Source organism: Microbacterium kyungheense, from assembly GCF_006783905.1.
In the GTDB taxonomy this organism is placed as follows: domain Bacteria; phylum Actinomycetota; class Actinomycetes; order Actinomycetales; family Microbacteriaceae; genus Microbacterium; species Microbacterium kyungheense.
In genome coordinates, this window is the sequence record NZ_VFPE01000002.1 from 707,487 (window position 1) to 721,771 (window position 14,285).

16 protein-coding genes and 1 pseudogene are annotated in these 14,285 nt (G+C 67.1%); 12 read left to right on the plus strand and 5 right to left on the minus strand.

Annotation, left to right across the window (positions count from 1 at the left end; genetic code table 11):
- The first annotated feature begins 8 nt into the window (after nt 1–8).
- From FB391_RS19930 to FB391_RS10055, 6 genes are all read left to right on the plus strand, one after another.
- Complete coding sequence (locus FB391_RS19930) at nt 9–290, plus strand: site-specific integrase (RefSeq protein ID WP_246093496.1); 282 nt, start codon at nt 9–11, stop codon at nt 288–290.
- On the plus strand, nt 230–559 hold the full coding sequence (locus tag FB391_RS19935; RefSeq protein ID WP_246093487.1) for a tyrosine-type recombinase/integrase: 330 nt from the start codon (nt 230–232) through the stop codon (nt 557–559). Before FB391_RS19930 ends, FB391_RS19935 begins: the two co-directional genes overlap by 61 nt.
- Nucleotides 560–869: 310 nt before the next feature.
- Complete coding sequence (locus tag FB391_RS10040) at nt 870–1,244, plus strand: hypothetical protein (RefSeq protein ID WP_141894268.1); 375 nt, start codon at nt 870–872, stop codon at nt 1,242–1,244.
- 673 nt (nt 1,245–1,917) lie between these two features.
- Nucleotides 1,918–2,115: a hypothetical protein gene (locus FB391_RS10045; protein ID WP_141894269.1), complete on the plus strand. Its 198-nt coding sequence runs from the start codon at nt 1,918–1,920 to the stop codon at nt 2,113–2,115.
- Between the two features lie 685 nt (nt 2,116–2,800).
- Nucleotides 2,801–4,024, plus strand: coding sequence for a diacylglycerol/lipid kinase family protein (locus FB391_RS10050; RefSeq protein WP_246093449.1), 1,224 nt, complete (start codon nt 2,801–2,803; stop codon nt 4,022–4,024).
- The gene (locus FB391_RS10055) at nt 4,006–4,284 is read left to right on the plus strand and encodes a hypothetical protein (RefSeq protein WP_141894270.1); all 279 of its coding nucleotides are present in this window, start codon (nt 4,006–4,008) and stop codon (nt 4,282–4,284) included. Before FB391_RS10050 ends, FB391_RS10055 begins: the two co-directional genes overlap by 19 nt.
- Nucleotides 4,285–5,008: 724 nt before the next feature.
- On the opposite strand, the gene FB391_RS10065 is transcribed toward FB391_RS10055, so the two are convergent.
- Nucleotides 5,009–5,608 (minus strand): MarR family transcriptional regulator, encoded by a 600-nt coding sequence (locus tag FB391_RS10065; protein ID WP_141894271.1) that lies wholly within the window; start codon nt 5,606–5,608, stop codon nt 5,009–5,011.
- 59 nt (nt 5,609–5,667) lie between these two features.
- Here FB391_RS10065 and FB391_RS10070 point away from each other — a divergent pair, with 59 nt between their 5' ends.
- Nucleotides 5,668–6,003: an ANTAR domain-containing protein gene (locus FB391_RS10070; protein ID WP_246093450.1), complete on the plus strand. Its 336-nt coding sequence runs from the start codon at nt 5,668–5,670 to the stop codon at nt 6,001–6,003.
- A gap of 34 nt (nt 6,004–6,037) precedes the next feature.
- Here the strand turns inward: FB391_RS10070 and FB391_RS10075 are convergent.
- Nucleotides 6,038–7,128: pseudogene (locus FB391_RS10075) on the minus strand (fatty acid desaturase family protein).
- A gap of 271 nt (nt 7,129–7,399) precedes the next feature.
- On the opposite strand from FB391_RS10075, the gene FB391_RS10080 reads away from it, so the two are divergent.
- Nucleotides 7,400–7,891, plus strand: a complete 492-nt coding sequence (locus FB391_RS10080) for a hypothetical protein (RefSeq protein ID WP_141894272.1) — start codon at nt 7,400–7,402, stop codon at nt 7,889–7,891.
- Nucleotides 7,860–8,441 (plus strand): hypothetical protein, encoded by a 582-nt coding sequence (locus tag FB391_RS19685; RefSeq protein ID WP_185843028.1) that lies wholly within the window; start codon nt 7,860–7,862, stop codon nt 8,439–8,441. The genes FB391_RS10080 and FB391_RS19685 overlap by 32 nt, the downstream gene beginning before the upstream one ends.
- A 397-nt stretch (nt 8,442–8,838) precedes the next feature.
- Here the strand turns inward: FB391_RS19685 and FB391_RS10090 are convergent, their stop codons facing one another.
- Nucleotides 8,839–9,528, minus strand: coding sequence for a DUF998 domain-containing protein (locus tag FB391_RS10090; protein WP_141894273.1), 690 nt, complete (start codon nt 9,526–9,528; stop codon nt 8,839–8,841).
- A gap of 87 nt (nt 9,529–9,615) precedes the next feature.
- Here FB391_RS10090 and FB391_RS10095 point away from each other — a divergent pair, with 87 nt between their 5' ends.
- Nucleotides 9,616–10,239, plus strand: coding sequence for a TetR/AcrR family transcriptional regulator (locus FB391_RS10095; protein WP_141894274.1), 624 nt, complete (start codon nt 9,616–9,618; stop codon nt 10,237–10,239).
- A 54-nt stretch (nt 10,240–10,293) separates the two neighbouring features.
- Here the strand turns inward: FB391_RS10095 and FB391_RS10100 are convergent, their stop codons facing one another.
- Both FB391_RS10100 and FB391_RS10105 read right to left on the minus strand, forming a co-directional pair.
- Nucleotides 10,294–11,118: a permease prefix domain 1-containing protein gene (locus tag FB391_RS10100; protein WP_141894275.1), complete on the minus strand. Its 825-nt coding sequence runs from the start codon at nt 11,116–11,118 to the stop codon at nt 10,294–10,296.
- A complete protein-coding gene (locus FB391_RS10105) occupies nt 11,115–11,447 on the minus strand; it encodes a PadR family transcriptional regulator (RefSeq protein ID WP_141894276.1) in 333 nt (110 codons plus the stop codon). The genes FB391_RS10100 and FB391_RS10105 overlap by 4 nt, the downstream gene beginning before the upstream one ends.
- A gap of 169 nt (nt 11,448–11,616) precedes the next feature.
- Here FB391_RS10105 and glsA point away from each other — a divergent pair, with 169 nt between their 5' ends.
- Both glsA and FB391_RS10115 read left to right on the plus strand, forming a co-directional pair.
- Entirely contained in the window at nt 11,617–12,636 is a 1,020-nt protein-coding gene (gene glsA, locus FB391_RS10110; protein ID WP_141894277.1) for a glutaminase A, read from the plus strand.
- Nucleotides 12,633–14,285 (plus strand): MFS transporter, encoded by a 1,653-nt coding sequence (locus FB391_RS10115; RefSeq protein ID WP_141894278.1) that lies wholly within the window; start codon nt 12,633–12,635, stop codon nt 14,283–14,285. The genes glsA and FB391_RS10115 overlap by 4 nt, the downstream gene beginning before the upstream one ends.

The window sequence follows — 14,285 nt, forward strand, 5'->3', positions numbered from 1 at the left end:
TCGACGGCATGGACATCATGCTCGGCACCTCGGCGCGCGTGGGGGAGTGCATCGGTCTGCGTCGCAAGGACGTCGACATGACCACCTCGCCGTCAACCGTGCTCGTCGACGGGACGATCGTGAGCACCAAGAAACAGGGGCTGCACCGCAAGGATGCGCCCAAGCGCGCCCGCAGCGTCGACGGATCGCGTTGCCGGCCGTGGCGGCGGCGGCCGTGCGCAGTCGGCTGGTGCTCGCGGGGCCGGGGGAGGATGCGTTCCTCTTTCCGACGAAGACGGGGCGGCCGATGAGCGTGAGCAACTACGAGCGACTGCTGCGCACCTTCGTTGAAGACAACGCGGCCGAGCTGAGGGCATTGGGTGTCGATGTCGACGAGTTCACGACGCACCTCTATCGACGGACGACCGCGACGCTCGTCGAGCGAGCCGCGGGCATCACGCTCGCCTCGCGTCTCCTCGGGCACGCGAACGAGCAGATCACGCGTGCGAGCTACGTCGTCTCCGCCGTCGAAGTCGACCCCATCACGACCGACATCCTCGACGAAGTCCTCGGATCCTGACAGGCAAGGAAGGTGCATCATGCGCACAGGACGACCGCCCCTCGAAATGGGCACACACGGCACCATCACCACCCACGTCGTCGCCAGCGGTCAGACGTGCGCAATCGCGCGACTGCGGTTGTGGGATGGAGAGCTCCACCGCGTGACAGCGACCGCCGACACCGCCCCCGCCGCTCGCGCACTGCTGAAAGAGCGGATGGCTGAGCGACTGCGATTCTCGGAGCTCGATGGCTGGCGATATCTCACGCCGCGAGACCCCTTCGACGAACTCGTGTAGGTGTGGCTCGGCGACCTCGGGTGGTTCTCCGAAGTGAGCGCAGTCACCCATGCGCTGTGTGACCGCATCGTGCGAACGCAGCTCGTCCCCGACTTCGGAAAGATCACGATCCGCGAGATCACCGCGGAACGGATCGAACATCACCTGGCCGTCCAGAGGATCCAGTCGGAGAAGGCGGCCGCCCACTCGCGCGAGGTGATCGAGCTGCTCCTGGACTTCGCGGCCGGCGAGGGCGTGATCATCTCGAACCCGATGGGAGACACGCTGCGAAATGACACGCCGCCACGTTTTGGTGATCTGGATACCCACAGGGAGATTGTCCGTGGACGGATTGCACTTCGCCGCGAAGAGCGTCTGCGCGAAGCGGGACCGGGGCCAGGGCGGCCCTCGAACGAGCAAGAGATTTGAACCGAGGTCAGGGGGTCAGGGGTTCGAGTCCCACTCGGGTCCACCAAGGATCCCGGAAGATCGGGCTTACGCCCGCGGGTCCGCTGTCTGTTGGGATCGAAAGGGGCTCGGTCGCTCAGAGAACTCCGGGTCGGGCAGCCCATCATCCGCGCCAGCGCACGCCAGGGCCACGCGATTATCGCCGAACCCTGTACAGCCACCCGGCGCCACCGGCCCCCGGGCGTGGACCACGGACGCCCACGCACGCGCCTCTTGGAGGATCGCTCCGAGCCAGCGGCGCGTCCAAGCCGAGCGCGGACAGTCTTCGTGGGACGGATGCCTATGCAGAATCGGGTGGATTCTGTGGATCATCGCCGGGCGCGCGAGGGGATGTCGGTTGGTTTTAGCGAGCGGAGGCGTTCCTTCACGCGGGGCTGAAGCACGGTTGAAGGTATGGATCTGTCCGCGTGCCAGTCCTCCGCTCTGGCCTCCGCCCATCGCTTGTCGCGAGCGGCCCGACGTTCGTCCAGCGTCTGGTTGTACGGCTGATCGGATCCGCTGCTCATCTTGTGACAGTAGGGCCTTCACATGTGCACGCTCTCAGAAACGGAGCGCGTCGCCACTCGAACGTCGGCGATCACTGCGGACATTCGCGCTCGAGCCTTGCCCTGTGACTGCGGCGTACGCTCGGTGGATGGAACCGCCGAACGTGTGCAAGGCCAGATTCGACGAGGTGGTTACCGGCGGCCGCCGCCGCGTCACTGTCGGCATCGAAATCCTCGACCGGGAATCCGACGGATCAGTCCCCACCGTCGCGTGGTTCCGCGGCGAGGAGTACCGCCTCGACATCGAGGATGCGGAGGGCGTTGCAGTCTATGTGAGACGCCTCTAGAGAGTTGCACCCCGCACTAACGGAGTTCAGTCCGGATGACCGGCCCAACGGGATGCTCAATTTTCCTAGAGCCCTGCCGATCCCGAGGTTAGCCCGGGACAGGCGATCTACCGTGGCACGGGAAGAGGACGGATGGGTCACGCCGTGCACCCGACGGAACTGATCATCGGTGACCACGCTTACGTTGCCTCCCGCACTGACGACGACATGGCCGCACGTTGACGGAGGCGGTGCGCGCCGGCTGCCGCGTCGTGGAGTTGCCGCCTAGCTCAGAGATCTCCAGGTCAGTACTCATCAGCCCTGGCGTGCCGGTCTTCATCGCGCGCGTCCCCATCCCTGACGACCCGCTTGACGCGGTCCACAGCGACGTCGAGGACCCCCTCGGCCGGAGACTGGACTAATCAGGTCGCCGGCGCTCGATCGATTCGCGGTCGCGGCTTTCTCAGTAACGATGTGACTGTCGTCTACGACACCAACGGTCAGCCGTGATGACGACGAGATGCCTTGGTATTGAGTCCGCGTTCGTCGGCATCGGGAGCCGATCGGCATCCCGGCGTATCGTACGGGTCATGGCGGCGCGAACTCGAGCACGCGGTGCGTATGCCGGTTTGGGCGCCCCAGCGGCGTTGCCGGTCACGGATGCTGAGCGTTCCGCTGCTCGGCGCGATGCGGGCCGAAGTCGGCGATGAGCGCATTGGCAAACTTGAGCAGAGCGCAGCCGTACGCGGCCGTCATCTACAACCCGGCGAAGGCGCCTCTGGACCGGATTCGCGCGGCCGTCGCCGAACATGAGGGTCGCTGCGCGTGGGGTCCCACCCGTTGGTATGCGACGAGGAGCCATGATTCCGGGCGGGCAGCCGTAGGAGAGGCTGCAGGTGCCAAGCCGGCCGTCGTCATCGTCGCCGGCGGAGATGGCACTGTCCGCGCTGTGGCCGAAGTGCTGGCCGACACCGGTATTCCGGTTGCGCTGGTTCCCTCCGGCACGGGCAATCTGCTGGCGCGCGACCTCGGAGTGTCGCTCAACGACATCGCCGCCAGCGTTTCGATGGCGTTCGCCGGGCTCGATCGCTCGGTCGACGTCGGTGTCGCCGAACTTCAAGATGAGGAAAACGTTCGGCGCACGCACGTCTTCATGGTGATGGCGGGCATCGGGCTGGACGCGCAGATGGCGCAGAACACGAGCGCGATCGCGAAGCAACGTCTCGGCTGGTTCGCGTATGTCACGCCGATTGCGAGGTCTATCATCGCCAACCGGCTATTCCATCTCACGTACCGAGTCGACAGAGGGCGGACGAGGTCTACTAGAGCGCACACGATCATCGTCGGCAACTGCGGCACCCTCACTGGCAACATGCTTCTGATTCCTTCGGCGGTGATCGACGACGGGCTTCTGGACGTCGTCATCATGCGCCCAGCGCGTCGCTTCGGATGGGCGCAGATCGGAACTCGACTCACGCTCCAGAACGCGGCGCGCCGCTCTCTGCTCACTCGGCGTCTACTCGCACGATCACCGGATCTGCATGCGCTGGCCTACGTGCAGGGCAGACATTTTCGAAGGGCGATTCGAAGCTCCCCACGTCGTCGAACTCGACGGCGACAGCTTCGGTCACGCCAGCCGAGTACGGATCAGCGTCAGGCCCGGCGCACTGCAGGTTCGCAGCGTCGCCCGCGCGGAGTGATTCGTCAGCCCCGGCTCGATGGGGGCTCCAGCGAGGCTGCGGAACGAGGGCGCGCGAGAAGTCCACCGACCTCGATGGAGAACACACCGATGCGTGCGTCGCAACGTGCCCACCATCCGGGCCACTTGGGCTGGCGCACACTTCCTCACATTGTGCAAGCCCCACGGCGACCGCGGCGAGGCGGGCGTATGCTCAAACAAATCGGAGGCACGTGTACGCGATCGAGTTGACCATCGGAGAATACGTCCATCGCCTCCCGAGAGCGGCCGACGAAGCCGCAGTCCTCGCTGAACTCACCGACGCGGTGCGAGCTGGAGGCGGCGTGGTCACGTTGCCGACGTCGGCGGCGGGGTCAGCCGTGTCAATCCTGATCAGTCCGGGTGTCCTGGTGTTGATCGAGCGAACTCTGGTGCCGGATGACGAAGGATCCGACCCGTTCGGCCCCGATGACTTCACGCACGACAACTGGCCGGCGGCAGAGGGATTCTGAGATGAGCGCGGAACGTGTCACGTCAGATCGTCTCCGGCGGTCGAGAGTCTGGTCTGCGGTCCATAACCCTGGTGGCGTGGGAACGGAGCGCGGTCCGTTCCGCCGACCCGGCATCGCGCCGAAACACCAGATCGCACCAGCAGCAGAGCGCGGCGGCGGGCGCACCGGTCGATCGACGTGCCCATGCCGGCCCTGATGCATTCAGCGTCCGCTGTTGCCATCGCTCCTGTCGCGTGTGCGCAGGAGGGCAGCTCGTTGGCCCATACGACGCGTCCGTGGCGGAAGGGATGAAACGAGGAGACATGGAACAGTCATCGCGCGCCCGGTCGTGCACCGTGGGGGATCTCGACGAACTCGATATCAGCCATCGAATTGGTGGTTGCCTTCCCACGACAGCTTGGCGGCGAGACTGTGGACGTTTTCGGTCCACTACCCCTCACATATCTGATCGAGGTCGGTCTATCGATGCAGGCCGCGAAAACGAAGAGGGTTTAGTTTTCAGCCGAACGAAACGGCACGCGCTCGTTGGAAACTTATCGCCATAGGACCCCGGGCGCTTCACGACGGGCGCCCGGGTGCGTGCCGTGAAGGAGCCCCCGGTAGCGAACAACGTGACGTCCACCCCGCGGCGCACAAGCCTTCCGTGAGTAGGCTCGTCGCGCGCTCCCACGGCCCGTAGCTTATCGGCGGCATTCGCCAGGCGATGGCTGCCGGAATCGACCTTTCACGTGACCACTGGCGCTGACGCCATCTGACCGGCGCGGGTGATCGTGGCCAGGACCTCCTGCAGGAAGCCGGCGACAACGCGGGCATCGTTGAATACCAGACGGTCGGCGACGGCGCGAAGGGTGGCAGTGAGCGGGTCGAGATCATCAGCGTTCACGGTGTCGTCGACCAGAAGGACGGTCTTCTTGCGGCGATCAACAGGGCTGCCGGCGACCACCACTAGACCGCGAGCCAGCAGCCGGCCGACCAGCGCGGTGCCTGACGGAGCCGTCAGCCGAAGGGCGGCGACGATCATCGACGTGGTCACCTCGGCCGTCCGTCCGCTCTCCAGCAGGAACCTCATCGCGGCTCGGTCCGTCTCGCTCAGCGATGTCCCGCGTCGACACCTCCCGATTCGCGCATCAGCGCGTCGCACGCTCTCCAGCAGCGCCCCGACGTCCGGACGCTGCGGCTCGGCTACGCCCTCGGCGGCAACCGTCTCCGACATGTCATCCTCTTGTCCCCAGATCCCCGTCTCGCGGGACCGGATTGAAATTCGCTCAGCGCCTGATCGTTCTTCACCGAACATCTCGATGCCGAAAGGCGAGAACTGGCCCACTGCACCACACCGATGCGTCGATCTCGTAAACCATTGACGAGTGTCGACGACGCTCGAAATTGCGCGACTCGACGCTCGGATCGTTGAATCTCTTAAAGGATGAACCGGGCGCGCTCAATGCAGCCGATGCCGCCGCGGCCCGGGCGCTGGCGGACATCGCCACGATCAGCATCCTGCAGCAGCGGCTGGTCGAGGAGTCCGAACTCGCGCAGGCGCAGCTCCAGCGGGCGCTGGACAGCCGGGTGGTGATCGAGCAGGCCAAGGGATATCTCGCTCAGCGACAGAACATCGATATGGATGAGGCGTTCGCGCGGACCCGGAGTCATGCGCGCTCGACGCAGGCGCGAATCGGCGTCATCGCCGCCGACATCATCGCGGGGCGACTACTCCTGTGACCGCGCCCGGGCGCCGCCCGCTGGCGGGATCCGGCTAAAGCGTTTGCCGCTGCTGAAGCAGCGGACACTCGAAGGGGTCGCGTTCGCCGAGCCCGACCCTGTTGATGTACCGGACGACGATTCCGTAGGACTGCCAGAGACCCGTCTCGGTGTATGCCACGCCGTGCTCCTGGCAGTAGGCGCGGATCGTCGCCGACGCCTCGCGGAGGTGCGGTCGGGGCATCGACGGGAACAGGTGATGCTCGATCTGGTAGTTGAGCCCTCCCATGACCGTGTCCAGCAGCCGGTTGCCTCGGATGTTCCGGCTCATCAGAACCTGACGACGGAGGAAGTCCACCTTCTGGTCGGCCGGGACGAGTGGCATCCCCTTGTGGTTCGGTGCGAACACCATGCCCATGCAGACGCCGAACACCCCGAGGTGAACGCCGATGAAAGCGAGGGCGATCCCGGGCGTAAGCACCAAGAACACCAGCATGACCAACCCGACGATCCGGACGGTGAGAAAGGCGATCTCGATCGGACGGCGACGCCGCGGTTCTCGTGAGAACACGCGACGCACGCTCGATGCGTGCAGCGAGAGACCTTCCAGCAGCAAGATCGGGAAGAACAGCACCCCCTGGTGTGCGATGAGCCAGCGCAGTGGTCCGCTTCGGCTGGCGCGCCGACGGTCCGCCTGCTCCGGCGTGAACGCGATGACTGGCAGTTCGATGTCGGGATCGCTGCCGATCTTGTTCGGGTTGGCGTGATGTCGCGTGTGCTTGTGCTGCCACCACCCGTAACTCATTCCGACGAGGAGATTTCCGATCACCAACGTGGTCCAGTCGTTCCACCGACCGGAGCGGAAGATCTGGCGGTGGGCAGCGTCGTGCCCGAGCATGGCAACCTGCGTGAGAACGACGGCCAGCACGGTCGCCGTCACCAGCTGTCGCCGATGAGGATAAGGCCGGTGAGCACACCCGCGATGGCGATCGGGGCCGCGACGAGCTTCGTCCAGTAATAGCCGTAACGACGACGCATGAGGCCGCTTCGGGTCACGATCTGGGACAGTTCCGTGTAGCGGTTCGGCGACTTCGGCGTCGCGGACCGCACGGATGCTGCGATCGATCCGGAAGGAGAGACGGTCATCTTGGTGCTCCTGTCATGTGAAGCGCGCACAGATCGTGTCGCATCAATGACGAAGTCCGGGCCATCTGTTCTGAGAGTATCTCCGTGAAACGCTGCTTCTCGCGGCGTCACGGTGAACGCACAGGAAGGCGGCAACCGGCAAGATCGCAGGCGCCCGCGGGCAGCGACTGAGAGTCGCTGGATTGGCGCAGCCGCATTCGTCGCGGCCGGCGACGCGCGCGAGGTTCGCGCATCCTGTGAGGCGCACATGTTGGAGGCGTACCGTCAGGTCATGAAGACGCAGACACGAACGAGCGGTGGAGACGCCGCGACGCTGGGCCTGGGATCGGTGCTGGTGGGCTCGTTGCCTGCAGCGCTGATGACAGGGGATGCCCCCGATCGTTACACGGTGGAGGCGGTATTCAGTCGCCGTCCCGAGCGGGAAGAGGTGACGGCGATCCTTGGCGATGAGACTCGCGACTGTCTCACCAAGTCGGGATACCCCACTGTTGAGGTGACAGTCTCCGATCGGCGCTTGGAGATCGCGAATACGAACCTGGAAGAGTTGCGGGATGGGCTGGCGAGTGTGCTCGCTGATCGGCTCGCCGAAATCAGCGCGGTCGTTCGCACGGCACGGGAGACGGCTGCCGCCCGGTTCGCCGACGCAACCGCCAGTGAGCATGAACGCGCGACGGCGGTGACAGCACTGGCGGCGTCGGTGGCGTTCAGGACCACGGGGAACACGCAGGCGCATGCGCCAGATGGTGGCCGAGTCCACGCCTGAACTGAGCACCTGCACGTCAGCGCGTCTGCAATTGCCGGCCCGAAGAGAGGCGCTCATGTCCGCATGGTGGGAAGAACTTGTCTATGCGGTCACGGGGCGTGTCCGGCGTCACGATGACCTGCCAGACCTGCGACGGTTATCGTCGCGGTCCGTCGCACTGGAGCGGACGCACTACCTCGTCAACGATCGCGAGCGTCAGGGGCGTGCGCGTCGCGCGTACGTCCTTCGGCACGAGCCTGACAGCTCGCGAGGGTCAGTCAACATCGCCGTGTTCTCCAACGGGCGCGATGTGGGCTATCTGCCGACGGATGTGGCGGAGGAGGTGCGGCCGTTCCTCGACCGGATCGGAGGCGCCGCAATCGTCAACGGTGCCGGAGTGAAGTCCGGAAGTATCCGACTCTGGGTCGATCTGCCCACGCGGAGCGCGCTCCACGGGTTCGTCGGAGGGGAGGCGGCGCACATGACGGACACCGCCGAACGAATGGAGACAGCGGGAGGGAGCGAATCGGACCGGCAAAGGTTCGCCCGCTTCAGCCGAGCGGAGAAGTGAGGCCGGACTCGCGGACCGCGACGACGGTCCGGACGCTGTCTCAAAGCTGCGCTTTGCGAATGCAGTCCGTGCGGTGGGCGCCGGTGTCGCTTTCCGTTCTCACATGAGCAGCTGCCACGATGGTGATGCGGGACCAGAAACGGGACCAGAAACCTCCCGCGGGTCCCAGATTCAGCCCGCCCGCGCCCGTGGTCGCCGGTACACTGAACCCATGAGAACCGCGGAAACACGCGGTTTCCTGCGCATGCAGGGTAGGGGAGCCGAGCCCCAGACGACCTTCAGTTGTTCTTGGTTCGAGTCCAGGTACCCCAGCAAGACGAAAACCCCCGAATATCGGGGGTTTTGTCGTTTCCATGCGCCTCCGCCCGCAGAGGTTCGGCGGATCGGCTCATGCCCCTCACACTCTCGACGGAGTCCGCTGGGCCCGGACCGGGTGTGGTGTCCAGGCGTAGACGTGGCTCGAGGCGAGGGCAAGCCAGGACAGGCCCGCGAGCACCGAGATCCACAGGAGGAGCACCCCGAGGGGGATCATCGCGAACGCCGCGCCGCCGAAGAAGCCGATGAGGACGATCACGCCGAGTACGGTCGCCCAGACGGCGTGTGTGCGCGCACCGATCGCCCGGCACCAGCCGGCGTAGGCGAACGCGGCCGCTGCCAGGGCGGCGAAGCCCAGCGCGCCGAAGATGAGATGCAGGATGCCGCTCACGGACGCCGCGCCGCCCTCCGACCCCGGCGGGAACCCGGGCACGGGGTCGGGTGGGAAGACCGCGCTCAGCACGAGACAGATGCCGTAGACGCCGACGAGCACGGCGACGGCGAGTCCGCGCCCGTTGCGGATCGCCCGGAGGAAGCCCCACGCTGCCGCGAGAACCATGAGCGCGGTGAGGATGAGGTTGAGGCGCTGCATCCACCCGAACTCGCCCAGCATGAGCAGTGACAGTGCATGCTCCGACAGGTGGAATCCCTGCCTCGTGAGCGCGAGCACCACGCCCACCAGCACGTAGAAGGGGCCGGCGACGACACCCCAGCCCAAGAGGCTGCGCGTCACGGCTGCGCGGCGATCGAAACCGGCGGATGCTGTCGACATGATCAATCTCCTGCACTGGCGCGTGCATTAGTGCACTCGTGGGTAGAGTAGATCCGTGACGCGTCCGGCCGCAAGAGGGGATGCAGGATGACACGGCGAGAAGACCCGAGGATCACGCGCTCGCGCGTGCTGATCCTCGACGCCGCCATCGAGGCGTTCCTCGAGTTCGGATACGACGGGGTGAGCGTCGAGCTCGTCGCGGAGCGCGCCGGCGTGGCCAAGCGAACGGTGTACAACATCTACGGAGAGAAGGAGGCGCTCTTCCGTGCCGCCCTCGGCCGGTCGATCGCCACTGCCGAGCAGTTCGCGCATCTGCTGACAGAAGCCATCGACGGGCTCGAGGATGTCGAGCGGGAGCTGCCGCAACTGGCCGAGCGTCTCGCGGACGATGTGCTCCTCGGTCCGGTGCTGCCGCTGCGCCGGCTGCTCGTCGCCGAAGCCGCACGATTCCCCGACCTCGTCGCGACGTACCGCCGGCGAGCGCCCGAGATGGTTCTGCGGGCGCTGTCCGCCGCGTTCGGGCGCCTGACCGATCGGGGTCTGCTCGCGGCGGGCTCGCCGATGCTCGCGGCGGAGCACTTCGCGTTCCTGGTGATGGGAGCCGAGATGGACCGCGGGATGCTGGGTGGACAGATCGGGCAGCCGACGACGGTGCGCGCACACGCCCGCGAGGGAGCACGCGTCTTCCTCGCCGCATACGGACCGCGCTGAACCGGCCGAGGTCGCCCGGAGCGGCCCGCGGTCCCGGCAACGGCGGCGTTGCCCTTACATCGCGCGCCGGCTGCGGAGGAGGACCGCCGCGGTCGCGGCGTCCGCGTCCTTCCTCAGCAGGACGAAGGTGCCGACGGCGAACATGCCGAGCATCGCTGCGACGGCGATCCCGATCCAGGTGCGCGAGGTCTCGGGGGACGCGAGCAGGCTCACCGCGAGGACGGGGACGAGTGCGACGATCCACAGGGCCACGGCGATCTGGAACGCTGTCGTCCGGCGCGGAGCGGCGTCGGCGGCGAGCGCACCTGCCCAGCGATCGACCGCCCCGGAGCGGGGGGCGTCGCCCTCGGCGAGCCGGGCGAACGGCGCGAGCCGCTGGCGTCGCCGCACGAGGATCGTCACCGCGCCGGCCACGCACGCCAGCAGCACCACGGTGCCGATGAGGACCGCCGGATTGACGGCGAGGCCGATGGCACCCGCCGCGCTGAGCGTCGAGAGCACGATGAGGACGGCCGGCGAGAGGATGAACAGCACCTGCGCCCACGCGAGTGCCGGTTGCGTCTCACGCCGGGCCGCGAGGTACGCCTCGGCCTCGTCGAGCGTGACAGGGGCAAGGGCTGTGGGGCCTTCGGGCGAGGGTGCGGCCGGGGGGACCGAGGCGATGTCGCCCGAGATCCCGAGCTGTGGCGCGAGCTCGTCGAGGTTGCCGAACTCGGTGATCACGCGGCCGACGGCCTCATTCTCAGACATCCCGGCGTCGAGATGCGACGTGTAGGCGTCCTCCATCATGGCGTGCAGCTCGGACCGGGCCTCGGTCATGCGCGGCGACGGCGGGTACGCGGCGAACATGGTGTCCAGATAGGCGGTGATGACGTTCATTGTTCGATTCCTTGGACGAAGCGGTCGACGACGGACTTGGTGTCACGCCACTCGGCGACCTTCTCTGCGAGATGAGCGGATCCCGTGGCGGTGATCCGGTAGTACGTGCGCGGCTTGCCGGACTCCGACGCGCCGGCGAACGACGTGACGAGGCCGGCGCTCTCCAGGCGCTTGACGGCGGAATACAGGGTCGTCTGCTTGATCGTGTACTCCGCGCCCGTGGTCGCGCTGATCTGCTGGGCGAGCTCGTACGCATAAGACGGACGCTCGCGCAGCAGCGACAGGATCATGAGGTCGACGTACCCGCGGATGGCGTCGGCGCTGATCATGGCGTCCCCCTCTCACGTGCGTTGATACGCCCCACAACGTAGTACGCGTGGCGTAGTACGTCAAGCGTGCCGATTGGCGTCCTGCCTGCACGTCACAGACCGCGCGCCGCGCACGCCCGCTCCGGGCCGGCGATAGTGTGCAAGGGCACCGACGACCTGAGGGAGCTCCGTGTTCGAAGCCGATGTCCTCGATGTGGCCCAGCGGTCCTCCACCGGAGCGCTGCCGCCGGGCGGCAGCGTCGACGCGTGGGTGAGGGCGGCGCACGCACGGTATGCCCCGGACGACGCCGGCACGGTCGCCGACTACATCCCGGTCCTCGCGCACGCCGACCCCGCCTGGTTCGGACTCAGCGTCGTGGGCGTCGACGGCAGGGTGCATCAGGCCGGCGACACCGGCATCCGCTTCACGATCCAGTCGATCTCGAAGGCGTTCGTGTTCGCCCTGGCGTGCGAGGCGATCGGTCACGAACGCGTGCACGAGCGGATCGGCGTCAACAACACCGGGCTGGCGTTCAACTCTGTGATCGCCGTCGAGCTGAACGGCGGCAGCCCGATGAACCCCATGGTCAACGCCGGCGCGATCGCGACGACAGCGCTGCTGCCCGGGTCGGACGCCGAGGAGCGGTGGTCCGCCGTGCGCGATGGGCTCTCGCGGTTCGCCGGACGCGACCTCGTCCTCGATGACGAGGTGTACCGCTCCGAGTCCGGGGCCAACCACCGCAACCGCGCCATCGCGCAGCTGCTGCACAGCTACGGCCGACTCGATGCCGACGCGGAAGAGAGCGTCGACGTCTACACGCGGCAGTGCTCGCTCGCCGTCGACGCCCACGATCTCGCGATCATGGGTGCCACGCTCGCCGACGGCGGCGTGAACCCGGTGACCGGGGAGCAGGTCGTATCGGCCGAGGTCTGCCGCGACACCCTGGCGGTGCTGGCATCGTGCGGCCTCTACGAGCGCTCGGGCGAATGGCTGTTCGAGATCGGCCTTCCGGCGAAGTCCGGTGTCTCGGGCGGCATCGTCGCGGTCGCTCCCGGCAAGGGCGCCGTCGGCGCCTTCTCGCCTCGCCTGGACGCCGCCGGCAACAGCGTCCGCGGCCAGCGCGCGTGCGCCTACCTGTCGCGCGCCCTCGGACTCAACCTCTTCGCCTCGGCACGGTGGGTGCCGGGCACGACAGGAGATGCACGATGACCACGGATGAGCGGATGCCGCAGACCGATGTCGAGAAGCGGTCCTGGGTGCCCATGGTCGGCCTCTTCCTCGCGCAGGTGCTGATGTCGTTCAACGTCGCGGCGCTGCCGATCTCGCTGGGCGGGTTCGTCACCGACTTCGGCGTGCCGCCGACGGTGGCGAGCACGACGATCGTGGTCTACGGCCTCGCGGTGGCCGCGCTCGTGATGACGGGTGCGAAGCTGGGGCAGCGTGTGGGATGGGTGCGCATCTTCCGCGTCGTGATCGTGGTCTTCGGCGTCTCGTCGCTCATGATGATCCTGGCGCAGACGATGGGCTGGGCGATCGCGGGCCAGGTGCTCGCCGGCGCCGCGGCGGCCATCATCGTGCCGTCACTGGTCGCCCTCATCGCCGAGAACTACCAGGGCGGCCAGCAGGCGACGGCGGTCGGCTCGCTGGGGTCGGCGCGTGCGTTCTCGGGCGTGAGCGCGTTCCTCATCGGCGGCACGCTCGGCACGCTCGTGGGATGGCGGCCGATCTTCGGCATCACGCTGGGCCTGGCCGTCATCGTCTTCATCCTGAGCTTCCGGCTGAGGTCGGACCGCGGAAACCCGGCGGTCAAGATCGACCTCGTCGCGTCGGCGCTGATCGGCGTCGCGATCGTTCTGCTCACCGTCGGCTTCAACAACCTCAACGCGTGGGGCATCCTCGAGGCCCGCGAAGACGCCCCGTTCTCGGTCGTGGGCATGTCGCCCGCGCCGATCCTCGTGGTGTTCGGCGTCGTGTTCGGTCAGTTGTTCTTCGTGTGGACCCGTCGTCGCATGCGCCGCGGCCTGCAGCCCCTCGTCGACCTCTCGGTGCTCAGCCACGGTCGTGAACGGGCGGCGGTGTACGCGATGTTCATCATCGTGGCGATGGAGGCGGCGGTGAACTTCACCGTGCCCACCTACATCCAGGTGGTGCAGGGGCGGACACCCTTCGACACGTCGCTCGCGATGATGCCGTTCAACCTCACCGTGTTCGTCACGGCGACCCTCATCGTGCGGTTCTACCGCCGCTACTCGCCGCGCACGATCGGCCTGTTCTCGTTCGCCCTGACCACGCTCGCGCTGGTGTGGCTGTCGGTGGTCGTCACGAACAACTGGGAGACGCTGCCGACAATCGTGGGTCTCATCGTGTTCGGCATCGGGCAGGGGGCACTCGTGACGCTGGTGTTCAACGTCCTGGTGACCTCCGCTCCGAAGAACCTCGCGGGCGACGTCGGCTCGATCCGCGGGACGACGCAGAACCTCGCATCGGCCGTCGGCACGGCGGTGATGGGCGCTGTGCTCGTCACGACGCTCGGCATCGGCGTCGGCAACGCGGTCGCCGATCACCCGGAACTGCCGCCGGAGCTGATCGCCCAGGTCGACCTCGATCAGGTGAACTTCGTGAGCAACGACGACCTGCGCGCCGTGCTCGAGCGCACCGACGCCGACCCGGCGCAGATCGACGCCGCCGTGACGATCAATGAGGAGGAGCGTCTGCGCACCCTCAAGCTCGGCTTCCTGATCCTCGCCGGCATCAGCCTCATCGCCGCGATCCCGGCCTCGCGCCTGCCGCGCTATCGCCCCGGCGAGATCCCCGTCGACCCCGAGATGGTCGACGAGCCGGACCGCGCTGCGTCGTGA